Source organism: Azospirillum sp. TSH64, assembly GCF_003116035.1.
Classification (GTDB): domain Bacteria; phylum Pseudomonadota; class Alphaproteobacteria; order Azospirillales; family Azospirillaceae; genus Azospirillum.
Genome location: NZ_LGQW01000015.1, coordinates 6625799 through 6640915, shown reverse-complemented (window position 1 = coordinate 6640915; position 15117 = coordinate 6625799). Strand labels below are relative to the sequence as shown.

The following is a 15117-nucleotide window of genomic DNA, read 5'->3' as shown; positions in this document are numbered from 1 at the left end:
GGGGGCGGGGGTGGGGGGGATGCAAGGCGAGGATTCTCGGGAAGCCACGCGGTGCGTCCCCCTCACCCTAACCCTCTCCCCGGGGGGGAGAGGGGATTCTTCCCGGGATGCAAGTGCGAGGACTTAGACCGCGATGCGCATGATCTCCTGATAGGCCTGGACCATCTTGTCGCGGATGGCGACGACGCTCTGCACCGTCATCTCGGCGGCCAGCACCGAGCGCACCACGTCCTGCGCGCTGGCCTTGCCCGACACGGCGGCGAGCGACACGCGCTCGCTCTCCTTCAGCGTGTCGACCGCCTGGGAGATCGACTTGTCGAGGAAGCCGCCGAAATCGCTCTCGGCGCCGGCGGCGACCGCGTCGGTCCGGTTGGCGGAGGACAGCGGCGAGGCCGCCTGCGCCTCGGCGACGCCGCTGGCGATGGGGCTGCGGTTGGCGGCATAGGCGGCGGCGACGCGGCCGACGGACATCTCGATCATGGAACGGCTCCTCAGCTGCGCAGCAGGTCGACGACGCGGGTCATCATCGCGCGCGATTGTTCGATGACGTTCATGCTGGCCTCGAAGGCGCGGCCGGCCTCGCGCATGTCCATCATCTCGACCAGCGGCTGGACGTTGGGCTTCTTGACGTAGCCCTTGTCGTCGGCCGCCGGGTGCGAGGGGTCGTAAGCGAGCTGGAAGTCGCTGCGGTCGCGGCCGATCTGCTTGACCTGCACCAGCTCCGCCCCGACACCGCGGTCCATCACGCTGTCGAAGGACACCGTCTTGCGGCGGTAGGGGTCGCCGCCCCTGGCGGTGGCGGTGCTGTCGGCGTTGGCGAGATTCTCCGCCACCACGCGCAGGCGGGTCGATTGCGCCTGGAGGCCGGCGCCGGCGATCTTCAGCGTGGCGCCGAGGACATCGTTCATCATCGGGTCGTCTCCGTCCTAAGCTCTTCAACCGTTCTTCCAGGCCATGCGCAGCATCTGCACATTGCGCTGGAACAGGCTGGTGGTCAGCGCGAAGGCGTCGCGGGTCTCGCTGCCCTTGATCATCTCCTGCTCCAGCGACACCGCATTGCCGCTGGGCGTCGATTCCCACAGGGCGGCCCTGCCCTCCTCGCGGAAGCCGGCGGTGGAGCGGGTGCTCGCCAGATGCAGGCCGGAGGTGCGGGCGGTCTCGACCGGGCGGATGCCGTCCATCACGCTGTCGAAGGGTTTCAGGTCGCGCGACTGGTAGTCGGGCGTGTTGGCGTTCACCACATTCTCGGCGACCAGCTTCTGCCGCTGCGCCAGATAGTCCAGCCGCGTGCCGGCAAGCTGAAAGAAACCAATTTTACCCAAATCCATTGCGACCTCGGTCCATCACAACTTGCCGGAACACTGAGCCGGACGATGACCGCGCCCGTTTAAAACCGGATTTAAATTCGCTGCTCTAGGCTGTTGCCATCGATGGACATGAGGGAGACTGCAGCGATGCCGGCACTCGCCACCCTGGCGGCGGAATTGGATCGCCTGCCGACGCGCCGGTGGCGCGGGGAAATCCGCTCGGCCGCCGGCATGACGCTGGAGGTAGACGGGTTGCAGCGCGTGCTGTCGGTCGGCGACAAATGCCATGCCGAGACGCTGCGCGGCGGGCGGGTGCTGTGCGAGACCATCGGCTTCCGCAACGGCCGTTCGCTGCTGATGGCCTTCGACAGTCTCGACGGCGTGGCGGAGGGCTGCGCCGCCGTCACCGACGACACCGCCTTCACGCTCAGGCCCGGCCCCGGCTGGCTCGGCCGGGTGGTGAACGCGCTGGGCGAGCCGATCGACGGCAAGGGGCCGCTGCTGAACGGCGAGCATCCGCGGAGCCTGCGCCAGCCGCCGCCGGCCGCCTGCGCCCGCCGCCGGGTGGGCAGGCGGCTGGACAGCGGCATCCGGGTGATCGACAGCTTCGTGCCGCTCTGCCGCGGCCAGCGGCTGGGCGTCTTCGCCGGGTCGGGCGTCGGCAAATCGACGCTGCTGGCGATGGTCGCCCGCCATGCCGAGGCCGACGCCATCGTCATCGGCCTGATCGGCGAGCGCGGGCGCGAGGTGCGCGAATTCATCCAGGACGATCTGGGACCGGAGGGGCTGGCCCGTTCCGTCGTCATCGTCGCCACCTCGGACGAGCCGCCGCTGATGCGCCGGCAGGCGGCACTCCTCACCATGACGGTGGCGGAGGAAATGCGCGATTCCGGAGGCAAGGGGGGAAAACATGTGCTGTGCCTGATGGACAGCGTCACCCGCTTCGCCATGGCCCAGCGCGAGATCGGGCTGGCCGCCGGCGAGCCGCCGACCGCCAAGAGCTATCCGCCCAGCGTCTTCGCCGAGCTGCCCCGCCTGCTGGAACGTGCCGGGCCCGGGCCCGAAAGCGGTGGAGAGGGCGACATCACCGCCATCTTCACCGTTCTGGTCGATGGCGACGACCATGACGAACCGATTGCCGACGCGGTGCGCGGCATCCTCGACGGCCATCTGGTGCTCGACCGCAAGATTGCCGAGCAGGGGCGCTATCCCGCCGTCAACCTGCTGCGCAGCGTGTCGCGCAGCCTGCCCGGCTGTCATGACGCGCGGGAGAACCGCATCGTCGGCCGCGCCCGCGCGCTGGCCGCCGGCTATGACGGCATGAAGGAGATGATCCGGCTCGGCGCCTACAAGCGCGGCACCGATCCGGAAACCGACGCCGCCATCGACCTGCATCCGCAGCTGGAGGATTTCCTGCGCCAGGGCAAGGACGACCCCTCCCCCTCCGCCGACAGCTTCGCCCGGCTGGAGTCGCTGCTCGCCGCCATCGGAGACCACGCATGAGCGTCAATACAAGACTGGCCGCCCAGGCCGTGACACCGCCGACCGCCCAGCGCAAGGCCTCCGCCGAGCCGGAGGAGACGCTGGCCGACAGGATGAGCGTCGGCTTCGACGATCTGCTCGACGTGGTCAACCCGCTCCAGCAATTGCCGGTGGTGTCGTCGGTCTACCGCGAGGCGACGGGCGAGAGCATCTCGATCCCCGCCCGGCTGGCCGGCGGCTTCCTGTTCGGCGGCCTGCCCGGCCTGATCGGCAGCGCCGCCATGGTCGCCTTCGAGGAGGTCACCGGCGACAGCGTGCTGGGCCATATCGGCAGCCTGCTGGAGGAGGGAACGGAGACCGCCACGGCGGAACAGGCGCCGGTAGGGCAGTTGCCCTGGATGGGCGGCGGCAGCGGCGGCGACCCCACCCTGCCCTCCCCCCAATCGCTGGCGGAGGCCTTGCGCCGCAAATCCGCACCGACGACGGAAGCGGCGGCGGTCGCCGCGCCGTCGGCCGAACAGCCGGCGCCGCAGCTGCTGGCGAAGCTCTACAGCCTGGAGGCGACGGCCAAGGCCGGCACGCCGGGGATGGTGCGCACGGCGTCGTGACCAGCCCCAGCTTGCGCGGTGCCGCCGGGCGCGGTTCAATGAACCGGAGCCGGGAGACACGAAAGCGGGCGGTCGGACGATGGATGCGGATAGCGGCCTGGAACAGGGCATGGGCAAGGGACGGCGGCGGCTGTGGCTGCTGGTCGGCCATGGCGCGGTCGGGTTGGCCACCGCCGGGGCCTTCCTGCCGATCCTGCCCACCGTCCCCTTCCTGCTGGTCGCCGGCTGGGCCTATGCCCGCGGCAATCCCGAACTGCGCGAGCGGATGCGCAACGACCCGCGGTTCGGCCGCGCCATCCGCGAGTGGCAGGACCGCGGCGCCATTCCGGTGAAGGCGAAACTCATGGCGGTCGGGGGCATGTCGTCCAGCTTCGCCGTCCTGGCCCTGTCCTCCCCCGGCTACCCGGTGCTCGCCGGCACCGGGTTGGTCATGATGGGAGCCGCCGCCTACGTGGTGTCCCGCCCACCGCCATCAGGCGGATAGGTCGGGCGGATCGCCACCGCTGCTCACCACCCCAGCCATTTGCCGTATTCCTGGACGACGTCCCGCGTGATCGCCTCGCGGCTGGTGCGGTCGGCGGGCAGCTGCTTGTGCAGGCCGCCGCGCAGGATCACCTCGACCCGGCGCTGCCAGGGGTCGGCATCGTCCTCCCGCGCCGGGAAGGCGAAGGTCAGCGGGTGATAGGCGCGGGCGCGGATGGTGTAGGAGAACTCCTCCTGCCCGTCGCGCAGCACGGTCAGGCCGGCGCTGAAGGCCGAGGTCTCGATCTCCACCCGCCGGCCGAGCCGCTCCAGCTCGACCGCCACGTCGCGCAGGGCCGGCTGGGCGGTTTCGGCGATGAAGCGGGCCACCTCCCGCCGGGCAGCGCCGCCGCCGGGGGGAATGGCGACCTGCACCGCCGTGCGGCGGCCCACCATCGCGCCGAGCCGCTGCCGCCAGTCGTCCCCGGCTTCCAGCAGCGCCGGCGCGGACTCCGCCCCGCCAGGGGCCAGGGACTCGCGGACGGCGCGGCGGTCCTGGGCGATGCTGCGCTCCTCGCGCAGGCTGACCACCAGGCTAACGCACATCAGCACCATGACGATGGTGAAGGGCAACGCGGTTGTCACCGCCGCCGTCTGCAGGGCTTGCAACCCGCCGACCAGAAGCAGGACGGCAGCGACGGCGCCCGACAGCACCGCCCAGAAGATGCGGGTCGCGATGGGCGGATCCTGGTCGCCGCCCGAACCGATGATGTCGATGACCAGCGCGCCGGAATCGGCCGAGGTGACGAAGAAGCAAACGACCATCAGCGTGCCGAGGGCGGAGGTGATCATGCTCAGCGGCAGCCGGTCCAGCATAACGAACAGCGCCGTCGGCACGCTGTCGGCCACCGCCTTGGCCATGCCGCCGCCGTCGAACATCTCCATATGGATGGCGGTCTCGCCGAACACGGTGAACCAGACGAAGGTCAGGGCGACCGGGGCGAACAGCACGCCGCCGATGAATTCGCGGATGGTGCGGCCGCGCGACACGCGGGCGATGAACATGCCGACGAAGGGCGCCCAGGAAATCCACCAGCCCCAGTAGAACATGGTCCAGCTCGCCTGCCATTCCGCGCCGGAATAGGGCAGCGTGCGGAAGCTGGTGTAGGGAAGCGTCCACAGATAGCGGCCGATGTTCTCCACCAGGGTGGACAGCAGGAACACCGTCGGGCCGAGCAGGAAGACGAAGGCCAGCAGCAGAAGCCCGCCAAGCATGTTCAGTTCGCTCAGGCGGCGGATGCCCTTGCCGACGCCGCTGACGGCGGAAGCCGTGGCGATTGCGGTGATGACCACGAGCAGCACCATCTGCTGCGTGGTTCCGACATTGAGCAGGCCGAGATAGGCGAAGCCCGCGTTGATCTGGGTGACGCCGAGGCCGAGAGAGGTGGCGATGCCGAACAGCGTGCCGACGATTGCGGTGATGTCGACGATGTGGCCCGGCCAGCCGCGGATGCGGTCGCCGAGCAGCGGGTAGAGCGCCGAGCGGATGGTCAGCGGCAGATCGTGGCGATAGGCGAAATAGCCAAGCGCCAGTCCGACGACGATGTAGATGCCCCAGGCATGCAGGCCCCAATGCAGGAAAGCCAGATTCATCGCCTCGCGCGCGGCGTCGGGGGTTCCGCCCTCGCCGATGCGCGGATTGGAGAAATGGAGCATCGGCTCGGCCACGCCATAGAACAGCAGACCGATGCCCATGCCGGCGCTGAACAGCATGGCGAACCATGTCGGATAGCTGAACTCCGGCTCGTCGTCGTCCTTGCCCAGCTTGACCGAGCTGTAAGGGCTGATGAAAAGCCAGAGGGCGAACAGCAGGAATCCCGCCACGCTCAGAACATAGAACCAGCCGAAATTGCTGACGATGGCCGCCTGGACCGCCGACACCCGGGCGCCGAAGGAGTCGGTGAACAGCGACGCGACCGCGACGAAGAACAGAATCAATCCTCCGGCAGTGAAGGAGACTGTTTTGTTGATTCCTTGCATGATGGCACTCCGAAACAAGCCCGCCCAAGCGCAAGCGTGACGAGACGCTCACGGCACAACGAAGCGGCTGAGTGAATGTTGCGGGCCCGGTAAGAAAAGCCGGCAATCGGCAACCGGGCGCATATTGCTCGCACAACGCGAATCGCGCGTCCGCACAAAATCGAGCGCCGGATCATACATATTTGCGGAGCGCGGTCAAACATCTTAGTCTCCGCACTATGGACAGTCGGCGGAACTGATTTTTAAATCGGTGCGGAAATCCTTTAAAGCACCGTACATTTATGAAGATGGTCATAGCCTATATTGACGAACCGGCCCGTCAATTCAGACAGGTCTTCGAGCGCGTCATAAGAAAAGGGGCCGCCGTTTCCGGCAGCCCCCTGTTTTTCAAAATCCGGCAATCGCGGTCAGGCTGTGGCACGCTCCTGCCCCGCATGGCCCAGACGGGCCAGCGTCGCCGGCTCGATGGCCACCTGCAGATGGGCGTGGCTGTCGTCGTCGCGACGGTCGACCACCTCGCCATGGGCGTAGAGCCAGGCGAGCGTCGCCCCGTCGCCATGCTCGACATCCAGTTCCACCAGCTCGCGGCCGGCGGTCATCCGCCCGTCGAGGATGCGGAACAGCGTGTCCAGACGCTCGCCGGTCGCGGCGGACAGCGCACAGGCGTTGCCCTCCCGCCCGGCCCGGGCGAGCGCCGCGTCACGCTCCGCCCCGGCCAGCAGGTCGATCTTGTTGGAGACCTCGACCACGCGCGGGTCGCGTTCCGGATCGATGCCGAGGTCGGCCAGGATCGCCTCCACGTCGGCCTTCTGGGCTTCGGTGTCGGGATGGGCGATGTCGCGGACATGCAGGATGATGTCGGCCGACTGCACCTCCTCCAGCGTGGCGCGGAAGGCCGCGACCAGATGGGTCGGCAGGTCGGAGATGAAACCCACCGTGTCGGACAGGATCACCTTGCGCCCCGACGGCAGGACCACCTGCCGCATGGTCGGATCCAGCGTCGCGAACAGCAGATCCTTGGCGAACACGTCGGCGCCGGCCATCCGGTTGAACAGGGTGGACTTGCCGGCGTTGGTATAGCCGACCAGCGCCACCACCGGATAGGGCACCTTGGCGCGCGCCTTGCGGTGCAGGCCGCGGGTGCGGCGGACGTCGTCCAGCTCCCGCTTGATCCTGACGATGCGGTTGCCGATCAGACGGCGGTCGAGTTCGAGCTGCGATTCACCGGGGCCGCCGAGGAAGCCGAAGCCGCCGCGCTGGCGTTCAAGGTGGGTCCAGGACCGCACCAGCCGCGACTTCTGGTAGGTCAGCGACGCCAGCTCGACCTGAAGCTGGCCTTCATGGGTGCGGGCGCGGGCGCCGAAGATTTCCAGGATCAGGCCGGTGCGGTCGATGACCTTGGCGCCGAAGGCCCGTTCCAGATTGCGCTGCTGCACCGGGGTCAGCAGATGGTCGACGATGACGAGGTCGATGGGCTCGCCCGCCTCGCGCGCCTCTTCGATCAGCGTGGCCTGCTGCTCGATGGCGCCGCCGCCCAGCAGGGTGGCCGGGCGCGGCTGGTTGACCTTGACGATTGCGGCCTGCACGACGTCGAGGTCGATGGCCGCGGCAAGACCGACCGCCTCCTCCAGCGAGGCTTCGGCGCTGCGGGCGGTCTCGACGCCGCGCAGGACCGGGTGGAGGACGAGAGCGCGGCCCAGATTCGAGCGGTGGGTTTCGATGGTTTTGGAGTCGGTGTTCTGATGCGTACCCATGGGGTTCCTTGTCGCCGCCCCGGCGCCGGATGCGCGGGGGCATGCGCGCATCCCTGGCGGATGCCGCGCTCGGAAATCGGGAAAAGGGGGTCCTCTCCGATCCCACCGGCGGCGCCGCGGCACGGGGGAGGGTCGCGGCAGCCTGCGCGTCACGGGATCGGAGAGGATAACGTCGGCACGCCCGCAGCGGGGGGCCGAACCGGGGAACTTAGATCAAGGGAAGATCACCGAAGTTGTAGCACCGGCCGGGCAATGGCCCCGTCACGCGGGATCGTACTGGGAAAGGCACTGGGGCGACGGCGTCACCGCCGACATTCGGTTAGATGTGGAGTTCGTCGCTCGAAACAAGGGTGCGGCAGCGAGATTTGTGCCGCCCCCTCACCAGCCCATGTTGTTGCGGGAGGTCTGCTCGATGGTCTTGATGTGGGCGAGCCCCGGCAGGATTTCCGAGCGGATGAACTCCAGCCGCCGCACCGGGCCGCCGCCGCGCGAAAAGCGGTGCTTCCACAGGTTCATCTTCACCGCCAGCCCGCACAGCACCCCGCCGATGGTCAGATGATGGGTGACGATCAGGTCGCGGATGCTGCGGAAGCTTTCCGGGTTGATGTCGCGCCAGAAGTCGCGGGAGCGGTTGTCGAAGCTCTCGAAGCGCCCGGTGATCGAGGTGGCGATGTCGGTCAGGTCATGGCCGATGTCGTCCAGCATGCGGCCCTGGCGGGCGTCGCGGCGCACCTCGCTGACCTGATACAGCTCCGCCATCCAGCCGAGGAAGCCCTGCACGTCGGGCACGATGTCGTCCAGGCAGCGCTTGAAATAGGCCAGCGACAGGAAGATGTCGGCATAGTCCTCGAGGAAGGCCGGAATCTCCCCCAGCGGAATGTCGAGCCGGTCGGCGGTCAGTTGCAGGCGGCGCCGCGCCTCCTCCACGTCGGGCTGGGCGAACAGGCGGACAAGCTCGTCCATGCTGGCGATGTCCGCCCCCTGCACGCCATAGACATGCTCCACCAGCGGCCGGGTGAAGACGCGCATGTAGCTGGTCAGCTCGGCCCGCTTGGCGGCCGACAGGCGGAGCGCGCCCGACTCCTCCACGTCGATGTTCAGGCGGCGCAGCTCCAGCCGCAGGCTGTACACGTCGAAGCTGGCGGCCTCGGCGATCTGCACGATCTTGCGCAGGTCGCGGCGGAATTCCGGGCCGTCGATGCCGAAGCATTTCGACAGCTGGTCGATGCGGATCTGGCCGCTGCCGGTCTGGGCGTCGTTGAACAGCTCCGCCACCGTCTCCAGCCGGACATTCTTGATCAGCCGCGCCCGGCGCAGCCCCGGCGTTTCCAGCGGCAGGATCGACAGCGGCAGGATGTGCAGCGCGTCGCGCCCGTCATCATCCTCCTCGGCGGATGCACCGCGCAGAGGCACGGCGGCGGCGCCGGTGGTGGCGGGCGGGCGGATGCGGTCGCGGGGTCTGCGGTTCTGTTGGTCCCCGGACCTGCGGTCCTGTTGATCTCCGGACCTGCGGTCCGGTGAAATGCCGGGTGGCGTCTGCACGGCTGGACTCCTCCCGCTCGGGCGAGCTCCGCGGCCCTGTCAGAAGCGCGGGAACCTCATCAGCGTCATGGTGATGGACGGATCGATGGAGATGACCGAGGCCCGTCCGCTGCGGGAGATCGGCCGGATGGACGGCATGGCGGCGGTCGCGGCGGCGCTGCCGTTCTGCATGTCGTACATCGCGGCGAAGCGGTCGAGGAACTTGGCGACCTTGTCCGGGCTCTTCAGGTCGGCGATGTCCATCCGCTTTTCCAAGAGCGCCTTCTGCTTGTCGACATCCAGCAGCGCCGTCTGGTCGGGCAGCCCCAGCGTGGTGTAGACCACCTTGCGCAGGGCATTGTCGGCCATGACCTGATACCAGTTGGTGATGTTGGCCGACCGCCGCTGGAAATAGAGGCCGAGCCGCACCGCCGGGTTCCTGTCCTCCGATTCCACCTCCAGCGTCACGGCGACATAGCGGTCGACGATGGCCTGGACGACGGCCGGCTGCTTCAGGTTGGCGCCGCCATTCTCGGCGAAGCCCAGGATGGTCGCCATCTCGCGGAACTTGGTGTCGCTCATCCGGTTGGCGGTGGAATACTGGTCGCTGACCCCCTCTTCCAGAACCTTGCGGATCAGGCCGCGCGACTTCGCCTGGCTGCCGAGGTCGAAGGCGTCGAGGACGAAGCGGTAGAGCTTGTCGTCCTTCATGAAGTCTTCGGTGCTGGCGATCTTGCCGATGTTGTCCTGGAAATAGGCGATGGCGCGCTGCACCGCCGGGCGGCTGCGCACCGCCTGTTCGTAGCGGTCGTGGTTCTTGCTGACCATCCGCAGATCGACGAGCGTCGTCATGCCTCGACCTCCCCGTCCCGGCCGCCCTCGCCCTGCGGAAGGACGGGATCCTCGTCGGCCGCGTCGGTTTCGGCACCATAGCCGGCGGGGATGCGCATGATGACCTCCCCGGTCGCGGTGTCGAGCACCTCGGTGTAGAGCCGCCTCGTGTCGGGATCGAGGTTGACGCGGTAGGGCCGGGCGGCGTGCTTCGCCTCCGCCTCGGATGTGTCCGCTTTCGCGGCGGCGGTCTGCTGGGCGCGCTCGGCCGCCTCCACCGGCTTGGCCGTCTCGGCCTGGGCGGCGCGCAGCCGGTCGGCCTGGCGCTGGCGCGCTTCGGCGATGATGTCGGCACTGGTGGTGGTGGCGCGGTCGCCGGAAGGGCCGGTCACGCCGGTGACGGGGGTCGGCATGGCGTCATCCTCCCGCGTGATGGCCGATCCCGTCCGCCTGGAAGGAGGCCGCGGGGGCGGAGGGAGACGCCGGGGACGGGGCCGCCAGCAGCGTGCCCTCATACTCCATCACCGGGCGCAGGGCGGACAGCGCCTTGTAATAGTCGCGCTCGCCGATATGGCCCATGGCGCGGGCGATGCGGTCCTGCATGTCGGGGCGGGCGAAGGCGGTGTAGAGCTGCGCCATCATCGCCGCCACGGCACCGCTGCCATTGGCGGCGACCTCGGGGTCGAGCAGCATGCTCTGGATCAGGAAATAGGCGCGGCGCACCGGGGTCACCGCATCCTCTTCCTGCAGGATGTCGCTGCCGCGGATGATCTGGGCGAAGTTGGAGATCGTCAGGGTGTAGCGGCGGTTCTCGTTCTGCACGACGCAGCCGTTGATGACCACGCGCTCGCACGGCTTCAGGCGCAGCTTAAGTGCCATAGGACAGATCCTCCGTCGCCAGTTCCAGCGCGGGCGAAACGGCTTGCGCCGCCCCCTGGACCGCCCCTTGCAGGCCCTGCATCACCGAGCGGTTGATGTGGAGCAGCAGGTCGATGCCGCCCTCCCCGCGCAGGACCCGCTGGGTGTTGCGGTTCACCGCGAAGGAGAGCGAGACCAGTCCGGCGCGCAGACCCTCCGGCAGGGCATTGCCGTCCTCCAGCAGGTCGGCGCGGAGCGTGTTCCACAGCTCCAGGTTCCGCCACAGCGCGTCCTTCAGCGCGGCGGAGCGCCAGTCGGCGTCGCGGTTGTTCTCCAGCGCCAGGGTGATCCGCAGGAACACCCGGTACTCGATCTTTCGCGGATCGTCGCACTCGGCGATGGTCTGGTGGTAGGCGGCGATGCTCATGGGCGCACCCCTGCGGTGGGGTCCTTGGCGGCGGGAAGCCGGACCGGTTGCGGTGGGTTCGATGGCGGACGCGGATGGCCGTCGGCGATGCCCGCTCCGGTCCGCGGCGGGCGGGATGACCGGGCATGGCCGACGGGGCGGCGCCATCGTCCAGGGGATTGGACGATGGAGCCGCCCGCGAGGGGACTTAGCGGAACAGCGACAGGATGTTCTGCGGACCCTGGTTGGCGATGGACAGGGCCTGGATGGCGAGCTGCTGCTGGACCTGGAGGGCCTGCAGGCGGCTCGATTCCTCGTTCATGTCGGCATCGACCAGGGCGCCGATGCCCTTGTTCATCGAGTCGGTCAGCTTCGACACGAAGTCGTTCTGCACCGACACGCGGTTCTCGATGGAGCCGATGACCGACGCCTTGCCGATGGCGCTGTCGAGCAGCTTGTTGATGACCTCAAGCGACTTCTTCGAGTTGTTGACCACGTCGATCTGGGTCAGGTCGGCGAGCCCGCCGAAGGCGTCGCTTTCCTTGGAGCCGACCCACAGGCCGGAGATCTGGGCGGTGAAGTTGCCGTCGGTGTTCACGTCCTGGTCGGTGAACTCCAGCGTGTCGCCGTTGAAGGCGACCTGGAAATCGGCGCCGGCCGCTGTCAGGGCGGTGTTGACCGCCGTGGCGATGTTGCCCTGGGTGGTGGCCAGATCGGTGTCGTAGGTCTGCGCCGACAGGTCCACCGAGACGTCGACCTTGCTGCCGTCCTCCTTGGTGACCGTCAGCGTCATGGCGCCGAGGCCCAGGTTCTGGCCGTCGATGAAGGTGGTGTCCGGCGCGCCCAGCTTGATGCCGACGGACGCCTTCAGGTCGTTGGTCGAGTCGACCTGCTGCTCGATGGTGGCCTTGCCGACGATGGATTCCACGCGCATGTCCTGGCGCTGGAATTCGATGTAGCTCGGATCGACGCTGCCGTCGCTGCGGCTCAGCGAGGCGAGGATCGAGACGTTCTTGTCCTTGGCCGTGCCGTCGTTGGAGTAGGTGACGCGCAGCAGGTTGTCGCCGTTGAAGGAGGCGTCGGCGGCGGCGCCCTTGATCAGCTTCACCAGCTGGTCGACGTCGTTCTGGATCAGCGACTTGTCGACGCCGTTGGTCTGGCCGGCGATGACGCGGGCCTTCAGCGTCTGGAGGTTTTCGACGATGTTCTTGGAGGCCACCGACGCGGTGTTGGTGGTGCCGGAGCCCAGCTCCAGCGATTCCTTGACCGCCTTGAAGCCGGCGACGTCGGCCTTCATGGTCGTGGCGATCGACCAGTAGGCGGCATTGTCCTTGGCGTTGTTGACCTTCAGGCCGGTCGAGATGCGGTCCTGCGTGGTCTCCAGATCCCCGGTCACGCGACGCAGGGTCTGCAGCGCGGTCATGGCGGAGGTGTTCGTCATAATCGAGGCCATGGGTATCTCCATTCGCGAGATGCATGGCGCCTTTCTGACGCCGGGGCCAATCGCGCCGGCCTTCCCGATCTGGTGTGCGGGGGCGCGAGCGGCGAATTCGAGGATGACCGGGCCGGTTTAAGCCGGGGTAAAAAATCGGAGGCGTTCGGGGCGGACGGTGTTTTCGGTTATGGGCGGGCAGACGACGTGAAGCGGACGGTCAGCGCCCGACGGCGCGGGCGGCGGCGCGGGCGGCGCTGCCGGGGACAACCGGCGGGATGAAGGGCACGCGGGCTCCGGCCAGCGCGCCGGCGTTCGACCAGCGGTCCAGCATCAGCTGGCCACGGTCGGGGGCGACATGGTCGGGCGGCGCCTCGAACTTGTAGCCGCGGCCATAGACCGTCTCGATGTAGCGGCCGCCGCCGGTCGCCGTGTCGATCTTCTTGCGCAGCTTGCAGATATAGACGTCGATCACCTTGTCGAGCGGGTCGGAGCCGGACAGGCCGTAGACCTCCTCGTAGATGTGCTCCTTCGACACCACGCGGCGGTGGTTGAGCGCCAGCACCGACAGGATGGCATGTTCGCGCTGGCTGAGGCGCAGGCGTTCGCCGTCCACCTCCGGGTCGCGGCCGTCGAGGAAGACGGTCAGGCGGCCCACCGTCACCGCGTTGCTGGTCAGCCCGTAGGAGCGGCGGCGGATCGCCTCCAGCCGGGCGCGGATCTCGGTGCTGACGACCGGCTTCACCAGCACGTCGTCGGCCCCGGCCCGCAGGATGCCGGCGGTGGTGTTGGCGCAGCGGCGCTCGATCAGGCAGATGATCGCGGCGGTCACGTTGCGGGCGCGCAGCATGGCGACGCAGGCCTCGGTGTCGCCGACATCGCCGATGATGATCGCGTCGTGCGTGATGTCGACGGAGCCATGCCCGCCCACCAGATCGCGCAGGCCATTCAGGTCCAGGCGGTCATGGTTAACCTTGCACAGGGCGAGTTGCTTGCCGATGGCGTCGGCTATCAGATCGGCTGGCTCAATCAGCAAAGCCTGCATTGGATTCTCCATTGTCGAGCAAGCGCAGATAAAGCATTGTTTTTTACGCAATTGCGCTGATGTCACATGCTTATCACAGCCCCAAAAGAACCTATCCAAAGGCAACATGTCAACAGATTGGGTTACCCGGATAGACATAGGCACAACCCTGGTTTTACGTGGTTTTAATGGTTCCGTTCGACTAAAGACTGGATAAATTTTTATTCATGTGGGGTTTTACTTGGAAACTCTATGCGAATTTCGAGTGATCGCTGCAAACAACCATTAATTCACCCGCCACCTATGGTTAACGTTGGTGATGAAACAGAAAACCAACGCTTACAAACATGAACGCTGGTTTAACCCTGATGTCCTATGGTCCCCGGGCACCCGCGTTTGAGGAGGTTCCATGTCCGGAACGACGCTGTCCGTCCTTGGGGCGGCCGCAGCCGCTGCTTGCCTGTTTGCGCTCGGAGGCTGCGCGCAAGTGTCGCAGGCTCCCGACAGCGATTACCGCCAAGCCCTTGAAAAAGCGCTGACCGCCGGCCGATGCGACGGCAGTGCCGTGCGCGAGCTGTGGTCGGCCTATGGGCGCTGGTACGGAGTCGCCTCCTCCATCGCCGGCCATCCGATGACCGACGAGGCCGCCGCCCTGCTGCGCCAGGGCGACCGGTTCCGCATCCTGAACTGCCCGGAGGTGGCGCGCGCGTCCTACCAGACGCTGATCCGCCGCTTTCCGGAGGATGGCTTCGCCCCGATGCGCGAGGCGGCGCGGGCGTCGTTGCGGTCGCTGCCGGCCCCTCCCCCCATTGCGGGCGGGCCGGTCCCGGTCAGGCCGCCGGCGGAGATTTGAGGGCGGAGCGGACAGGCCGGCGGGGGATCGCACAGGTGCTGCAAGAGGCCCGGAAACGGCGAAGGCCGCCAACCCGTTCCGGTTGGCGGCCTTCAGAATGGTGGTCCCGACTGGGATTGAACCAGTGACCCCTACGATGTCAACGTAGTGCTCTCCCGCTGAGCTACGAGACCACGGGAACCCAAAACTGTCGCTCCAGTCATGGAGCGGGCGAAGGGATTCGAACCCTCGACCCCAACCTTGGCAAGGTTGTGCTCTACCCCTGAGCTACGCCCGCAAAGTGGCGCGAGTGACGGGACTTGAACCCGCGGCCTCCGGCGTGACAGGCCGGCGCTCTAACCAACTGAGCTACACCCGCGCTGAGGAGCGGCGCCTTATACAAGGCATCACCCCGACAGACAAGACCTAAACCTACCCAAACTCTTCAGAAGTGGTGGAGCCAAGGAGGATCGAACTCCTGACCTCTACAATGCCATTGTAGCGCTCTCCCAGCTGAGCTATGGCCCCACTATACTTCTGCACCTCTACACCAACACTTG

The 15117-nt window shown here is 67.5% G+C and carries 16 protein-coding genes and 4 tRNA genes; 4 read left to right on the top strand and 16 right to left on the bottom strand.

Annotated features, from left to right (window positions below):
- Window positions 1-123: 123 nt before the first annotated feature.
- The 3 genes from TSH64_RS31310 to TSH64_RS31300 are packed head-to-tail and all read right to left on the bottom strand — an operon-like array spanning window position 124 to window position 1328.
- The gene (locus TSH64_RS31310) at window positions 124-480 is read right to left on the bottom strand and encodes a flagellar hook-basal body complex protein FliE (protein ID WP_109451028.1); all 357 of its coding nucleotides are present in this window, start codon (window positions 478-480) and stop codon (window positions 124-126) included.
- An 11-nt stretch (window positions 481-491) separates the two neighbouring features.
- Window positions 492-911, bottom strand: a complete 420-nt coding sequence (flgC, locus tag TSH64_RS31305) for a flagellar basal body rod protein FlgC (RefSeq protein WP_109049423.1) — start codon at window positions 909-911, stop codon at window positions 492-494.
- A 24-nt stretch (window positions 912-935) separates the two neighbouring features.
- Window positions 936-1328: a flagellar biosynthesis protein FlgG gene (locus TSH64_RS31300; RefSeq protein ID WP_109451026.1), complete on the bottom strand. Its 393-nt coding sequence runs from the start codon at window positions 1326-1328 to the stop codon at window positions 936-938.
- Window positions 1329-1454: 126 nt separating this feature from the next.
- On the opposite strand from TSH64_RS31300, the gene fliI reads away from it, so the two are divergent.
- The 3 genes from fliI (at window position 1455) to TSH64_RS31285 (ending at window position 3881) form a co-directional block, all read left to right on the top strand.
- The gene (gene fliI / locus TSH64_RS31295; RefSeq protein ID WP_109451025.1) at window positions 1455-2810 is read left to right on the top strand and encodes a flagellar protein export ATPase FliI; all 1356 of its coding nucleotides are present in this window, start codon (window positions 1455-1457) and stop codon (window positions 2808-2810) included.
- Window positions 2807-3397: a hypothetical protein gene (locus tag TSH64_RS31290; RefSeq protein ID WP_109451023.1), complete on the top strand. Its 591-nt coding sequence runs from the start codon at window positions 2807-2809 to the stop codon at window positions 3395-3397. Before fliI ends, TSH64_RS31290 begins: the two co-directional genes overlap by 4 nt.
- Before the next feature lie 79 nt (window positions 3398-3476).
- Complete coding sequence (locus tag TSH64_RS31285; protein ID WP_109451022.1) at window positions 3477-3881, top strand: YbaN family protein; 405 nt, start codon at window positions 3477-3479, stop codon at window positions 3879-3881.
- Window positions 3882-3904: 23 nt separating this feature from the next.
- Here the strand turns inward: TSH64_RS31285 and TSH64_RS31280 are convergent, their stop codons facing one another.
- From TSH64_RS31280 to TSH64_RS31240, 9 genes are all read right to left on the bottom strand, one after another.
- Entirely contained in the window at window positions 3905-5899 is a 1995-nt protein-coding gene (locus tag TSH64_RS31280) for a BCCT family transporter (RefSeq protein WP_109451020.1), read from the bottom strand.
- Window positions 5900-6306: 407 nt separating this feature from the next.
- Window positions 6307-7653, bottom strand: coding sequence for a GTPase HflX (gene hflX, locus TSH64_RS31275; protein ID WP_109451019.1), 1347 nt, complete (start codon window positions 7651-7653; stop codon window positions 6307-6309).
- A 378-nt stretch (window positions 7654-8031) separates the two neighbouring features.
- A complete protein-coding gene (locus TSH64_RS31270; RefSeq protein ID WP_247873249.1) occupies window positions 8032-9066 on the bottom strand; it encodes a hypothetical protein in 1035 nt (344 codons plus the stop codon).
- Between the two features lie 168 nt (window positions 9067-9234).
- Complete coding sequence (locus TSH64_RS31265; protein ID WP_109451018.1) at window positions 9235-10026, bottom strand: DUF1217 domain-containing protein; 792 nt, start codon at window positions 10024-10026, stop codon at window positions 9235-9237.
- Window positions 10023-10418 carry a flagellar protein FlaG gene (locus tag TSH64_RS31260; protein WP_109451016.1) on the bottom strand — a complete coding sequence of 132 codons (396 nt, stop codon included), beginning with the start codon at window positions 10416-10418 and terminating at the stop codon, window positions 10023-10025. The genes TSH64_RS31265 and TSH64_RS31260 overlap by 4 nt, the downstream gene beginning before the upstream one ends.
- 4 nt (window positions 10419-10422) lie before the next feature.
- Window positions 10423-10884, bottom strand: coding sequence for a flagellar biosynthesis repressor FlbT (locus tag TSH64_RS31255; RefSeq protein ID WP_109451014.1), 462 nt, complete (start codon window positions 10882-10884; stop codon window positions 10423-10425).
- On the bottom strand, window positions 10874-11290 hold the full coding sequence (locus TSH64_RS31250) for a flagellar biosynthesis regulator FlaF (protein ID WP_109451012.1): 417 nt from the start codon (window positions 11288-11290) through the stop codon (window positions 10874-10876). Before TSH64_RS31250 ends, TSH64_RS31255 begins: the two co-directional genes overlap by 11 nt.
- A gap of 187 nt (window positions 11291-11477) precedes the next feature.
- On the bottom strand, window positions 11478-12722 hold the full coding sequence (locus tag TSH64_RS36675; protein WP_109451011.1) for a flagellin: 1245 nt from the start codon (window positions 12720-12722) through the stop codon (window positions 11478-11480).
- A 199-nt stretch (window positions 12723-12921) separates the two neighbouring features.
- On the bottom strand, window positions 12922-13746 hold the full coding sequence (locus TSH64_RS31240) for a response regulator transcription factor (RefSeq protein WP_109451009.1): 825 nt from the start codon (window positions 13744-13746) through the stop codon (window positions 12922-12924).
- A 388-nt stretch (window positions 13747-14134) separates the two neighbouring features.
- Here TSH64_RS31240 and TSH64_RS31235 point away from each other — a divergent pair, with 388 nt between their 5' ends.
- Entirely contained in the window at window positions 14135-14578 is a 444-nt protein-coding gene (locus TSH64_RS31235) for a hypothetical protein (RefSeq protein ID WP_109451008.1), read from the top strand.
- A gap of 98 nt (window positions 14579-14676) precedes the next feature.
- Here the strand turns inward: TSH64_RS31235 and TSH64_RS31230 are convergent.
- The 4 genes from TSH64_RS31230 to TSH64_RS31215 all read right to left on the bottom strand — a co-directional run bounded on the left by TSH64_RS31230 (window position 14677) and on the right by TSH64_RS31215 (window position 15085).
- A tRNA-Val gene (locus TSH64_RS31230) sits at window positions 14677-14751 on the bottom strand.
- A gap of 29 nt (window positions 14752-14780) precedes the next feature.
- A tRNA-Gly gene (locus TSH64_RS31225) sits at window positions 14781-14855 on the bottom strand.
- A gap of 4 nt (window positions 14856-14859) precedes the next feature.
- Window positions 14860-14936, bottom strand: a tRNA-Asp gene (locus TSH64_RS31220).
- Between the two features lie 73 nt (window positions 14937-15009).
- Window positions 15010-15085 (bottom strand) — tRNA-Ala (locus tag TSH64_RS31215).
- Between the last annotated feature and the right edge of the window lie 32 nt (window positions 15086-15117).

Coding starts and splice junctions, on each gene's coding strand:
- TSH64_RS31310 (WP_109451028.1), bottom strand. CDS start 480: ATGATCGAGATGTCCGTCGGCCGCGTCGCCGCCGCCTATGCCGCCAAC.
- flgC (WP_109049423.1), bottom strand. CDS start 911: ATGATGAACGATGTCCTCGGCGCCACGCTGAAGATCGCCGGCGCCGGC.
- TSH64_RS31300 (WP_109451026.1), bottom strand. CDS start 1,328: ATGGATTTGGGTAAAATTGGTTTCTTTCAGCTTGCCGGCACGCGGCTG.
- fliI (WP_109451025.1), top strand. CDS start 1,455: ATGCCGGCACTCGCCACCCTGGCGGCGGAATTGGATCGCCTGCCGACG.
- TSH64_RS31290 (WP_109451023.1), top strand. CDS start 2,807: ATGAGCGTCAATACAAGACTGGCCGCCCAGGCCGTGACACCGCCGACC.
- TSH64_RS31285 (WP_109451022.1), top strand. CDS start 3,477: ATGGATGCGGATAGCGGCCTGGAACAGGGCATGGGCAAGGGACGGCGG.
- TSH64_RS31280 (WP_109451020.1), bottom strand. CDS start 5,899: ATGCAAGGAATCAACAAAACAGTCTCCTTCACTGCCGGAGGATTGATT.
- hflX (WP_109451019.1), bottom strand. CDS start 7,653: ATGGGTACGCATCAGAACACCGACTCCAAAACCATCGAAACCCACCGC.
- TSH64_RS31265 (WP_109451018.1), bottom strand. CDS start 10,026: ATGACGACGCTCGTCGATCTGCGGATGGTCAGCAAGAACCACGACCGC.
- TSH64_RS31260 (WP_109451016.1), bottom strand. CDS start 10,418: ATGCCGACCCCCGTCACCGGCGTGACCGGCCCTTCCGGCGACCGCGCC.
- TSH64_RS31255 (WP_109451014.1), bottom strand. CDS start 10,884: ATGGCACTTAAGCTGCGCCTGAAGCCGTGCGAGCGCGTGGTCATCAAC.
- TSH64_RS31250 (WP_109451012.1), bottom strand. CDS start 11,290: ATGAGCATCGCCGCCTACCACCAGACCATCGCCGAGTGCGACGATCCG.
- TSH64_RS36675 (WP_109451011.1), bottom strand. CDS start 12,722: ATGGCCTCGATTATGACGAACACCTCCGCCATGACCGCGCTGCAGACC.
- TSH64_RS31240 (WP_109451009.1), bottom strand. CDS start 13,746: ATGCAGGCTTTGCTGATTGAGCCAGCCGATCTGATAGCCGACGCCATC.
- TSH64_RS31235 (WP_109451008.1), top strand. CDS start 14,135: ATGTCCGGAACGACGCTGTCCGTCCTTGGGGCGGCCGCAGCCGCTGCT.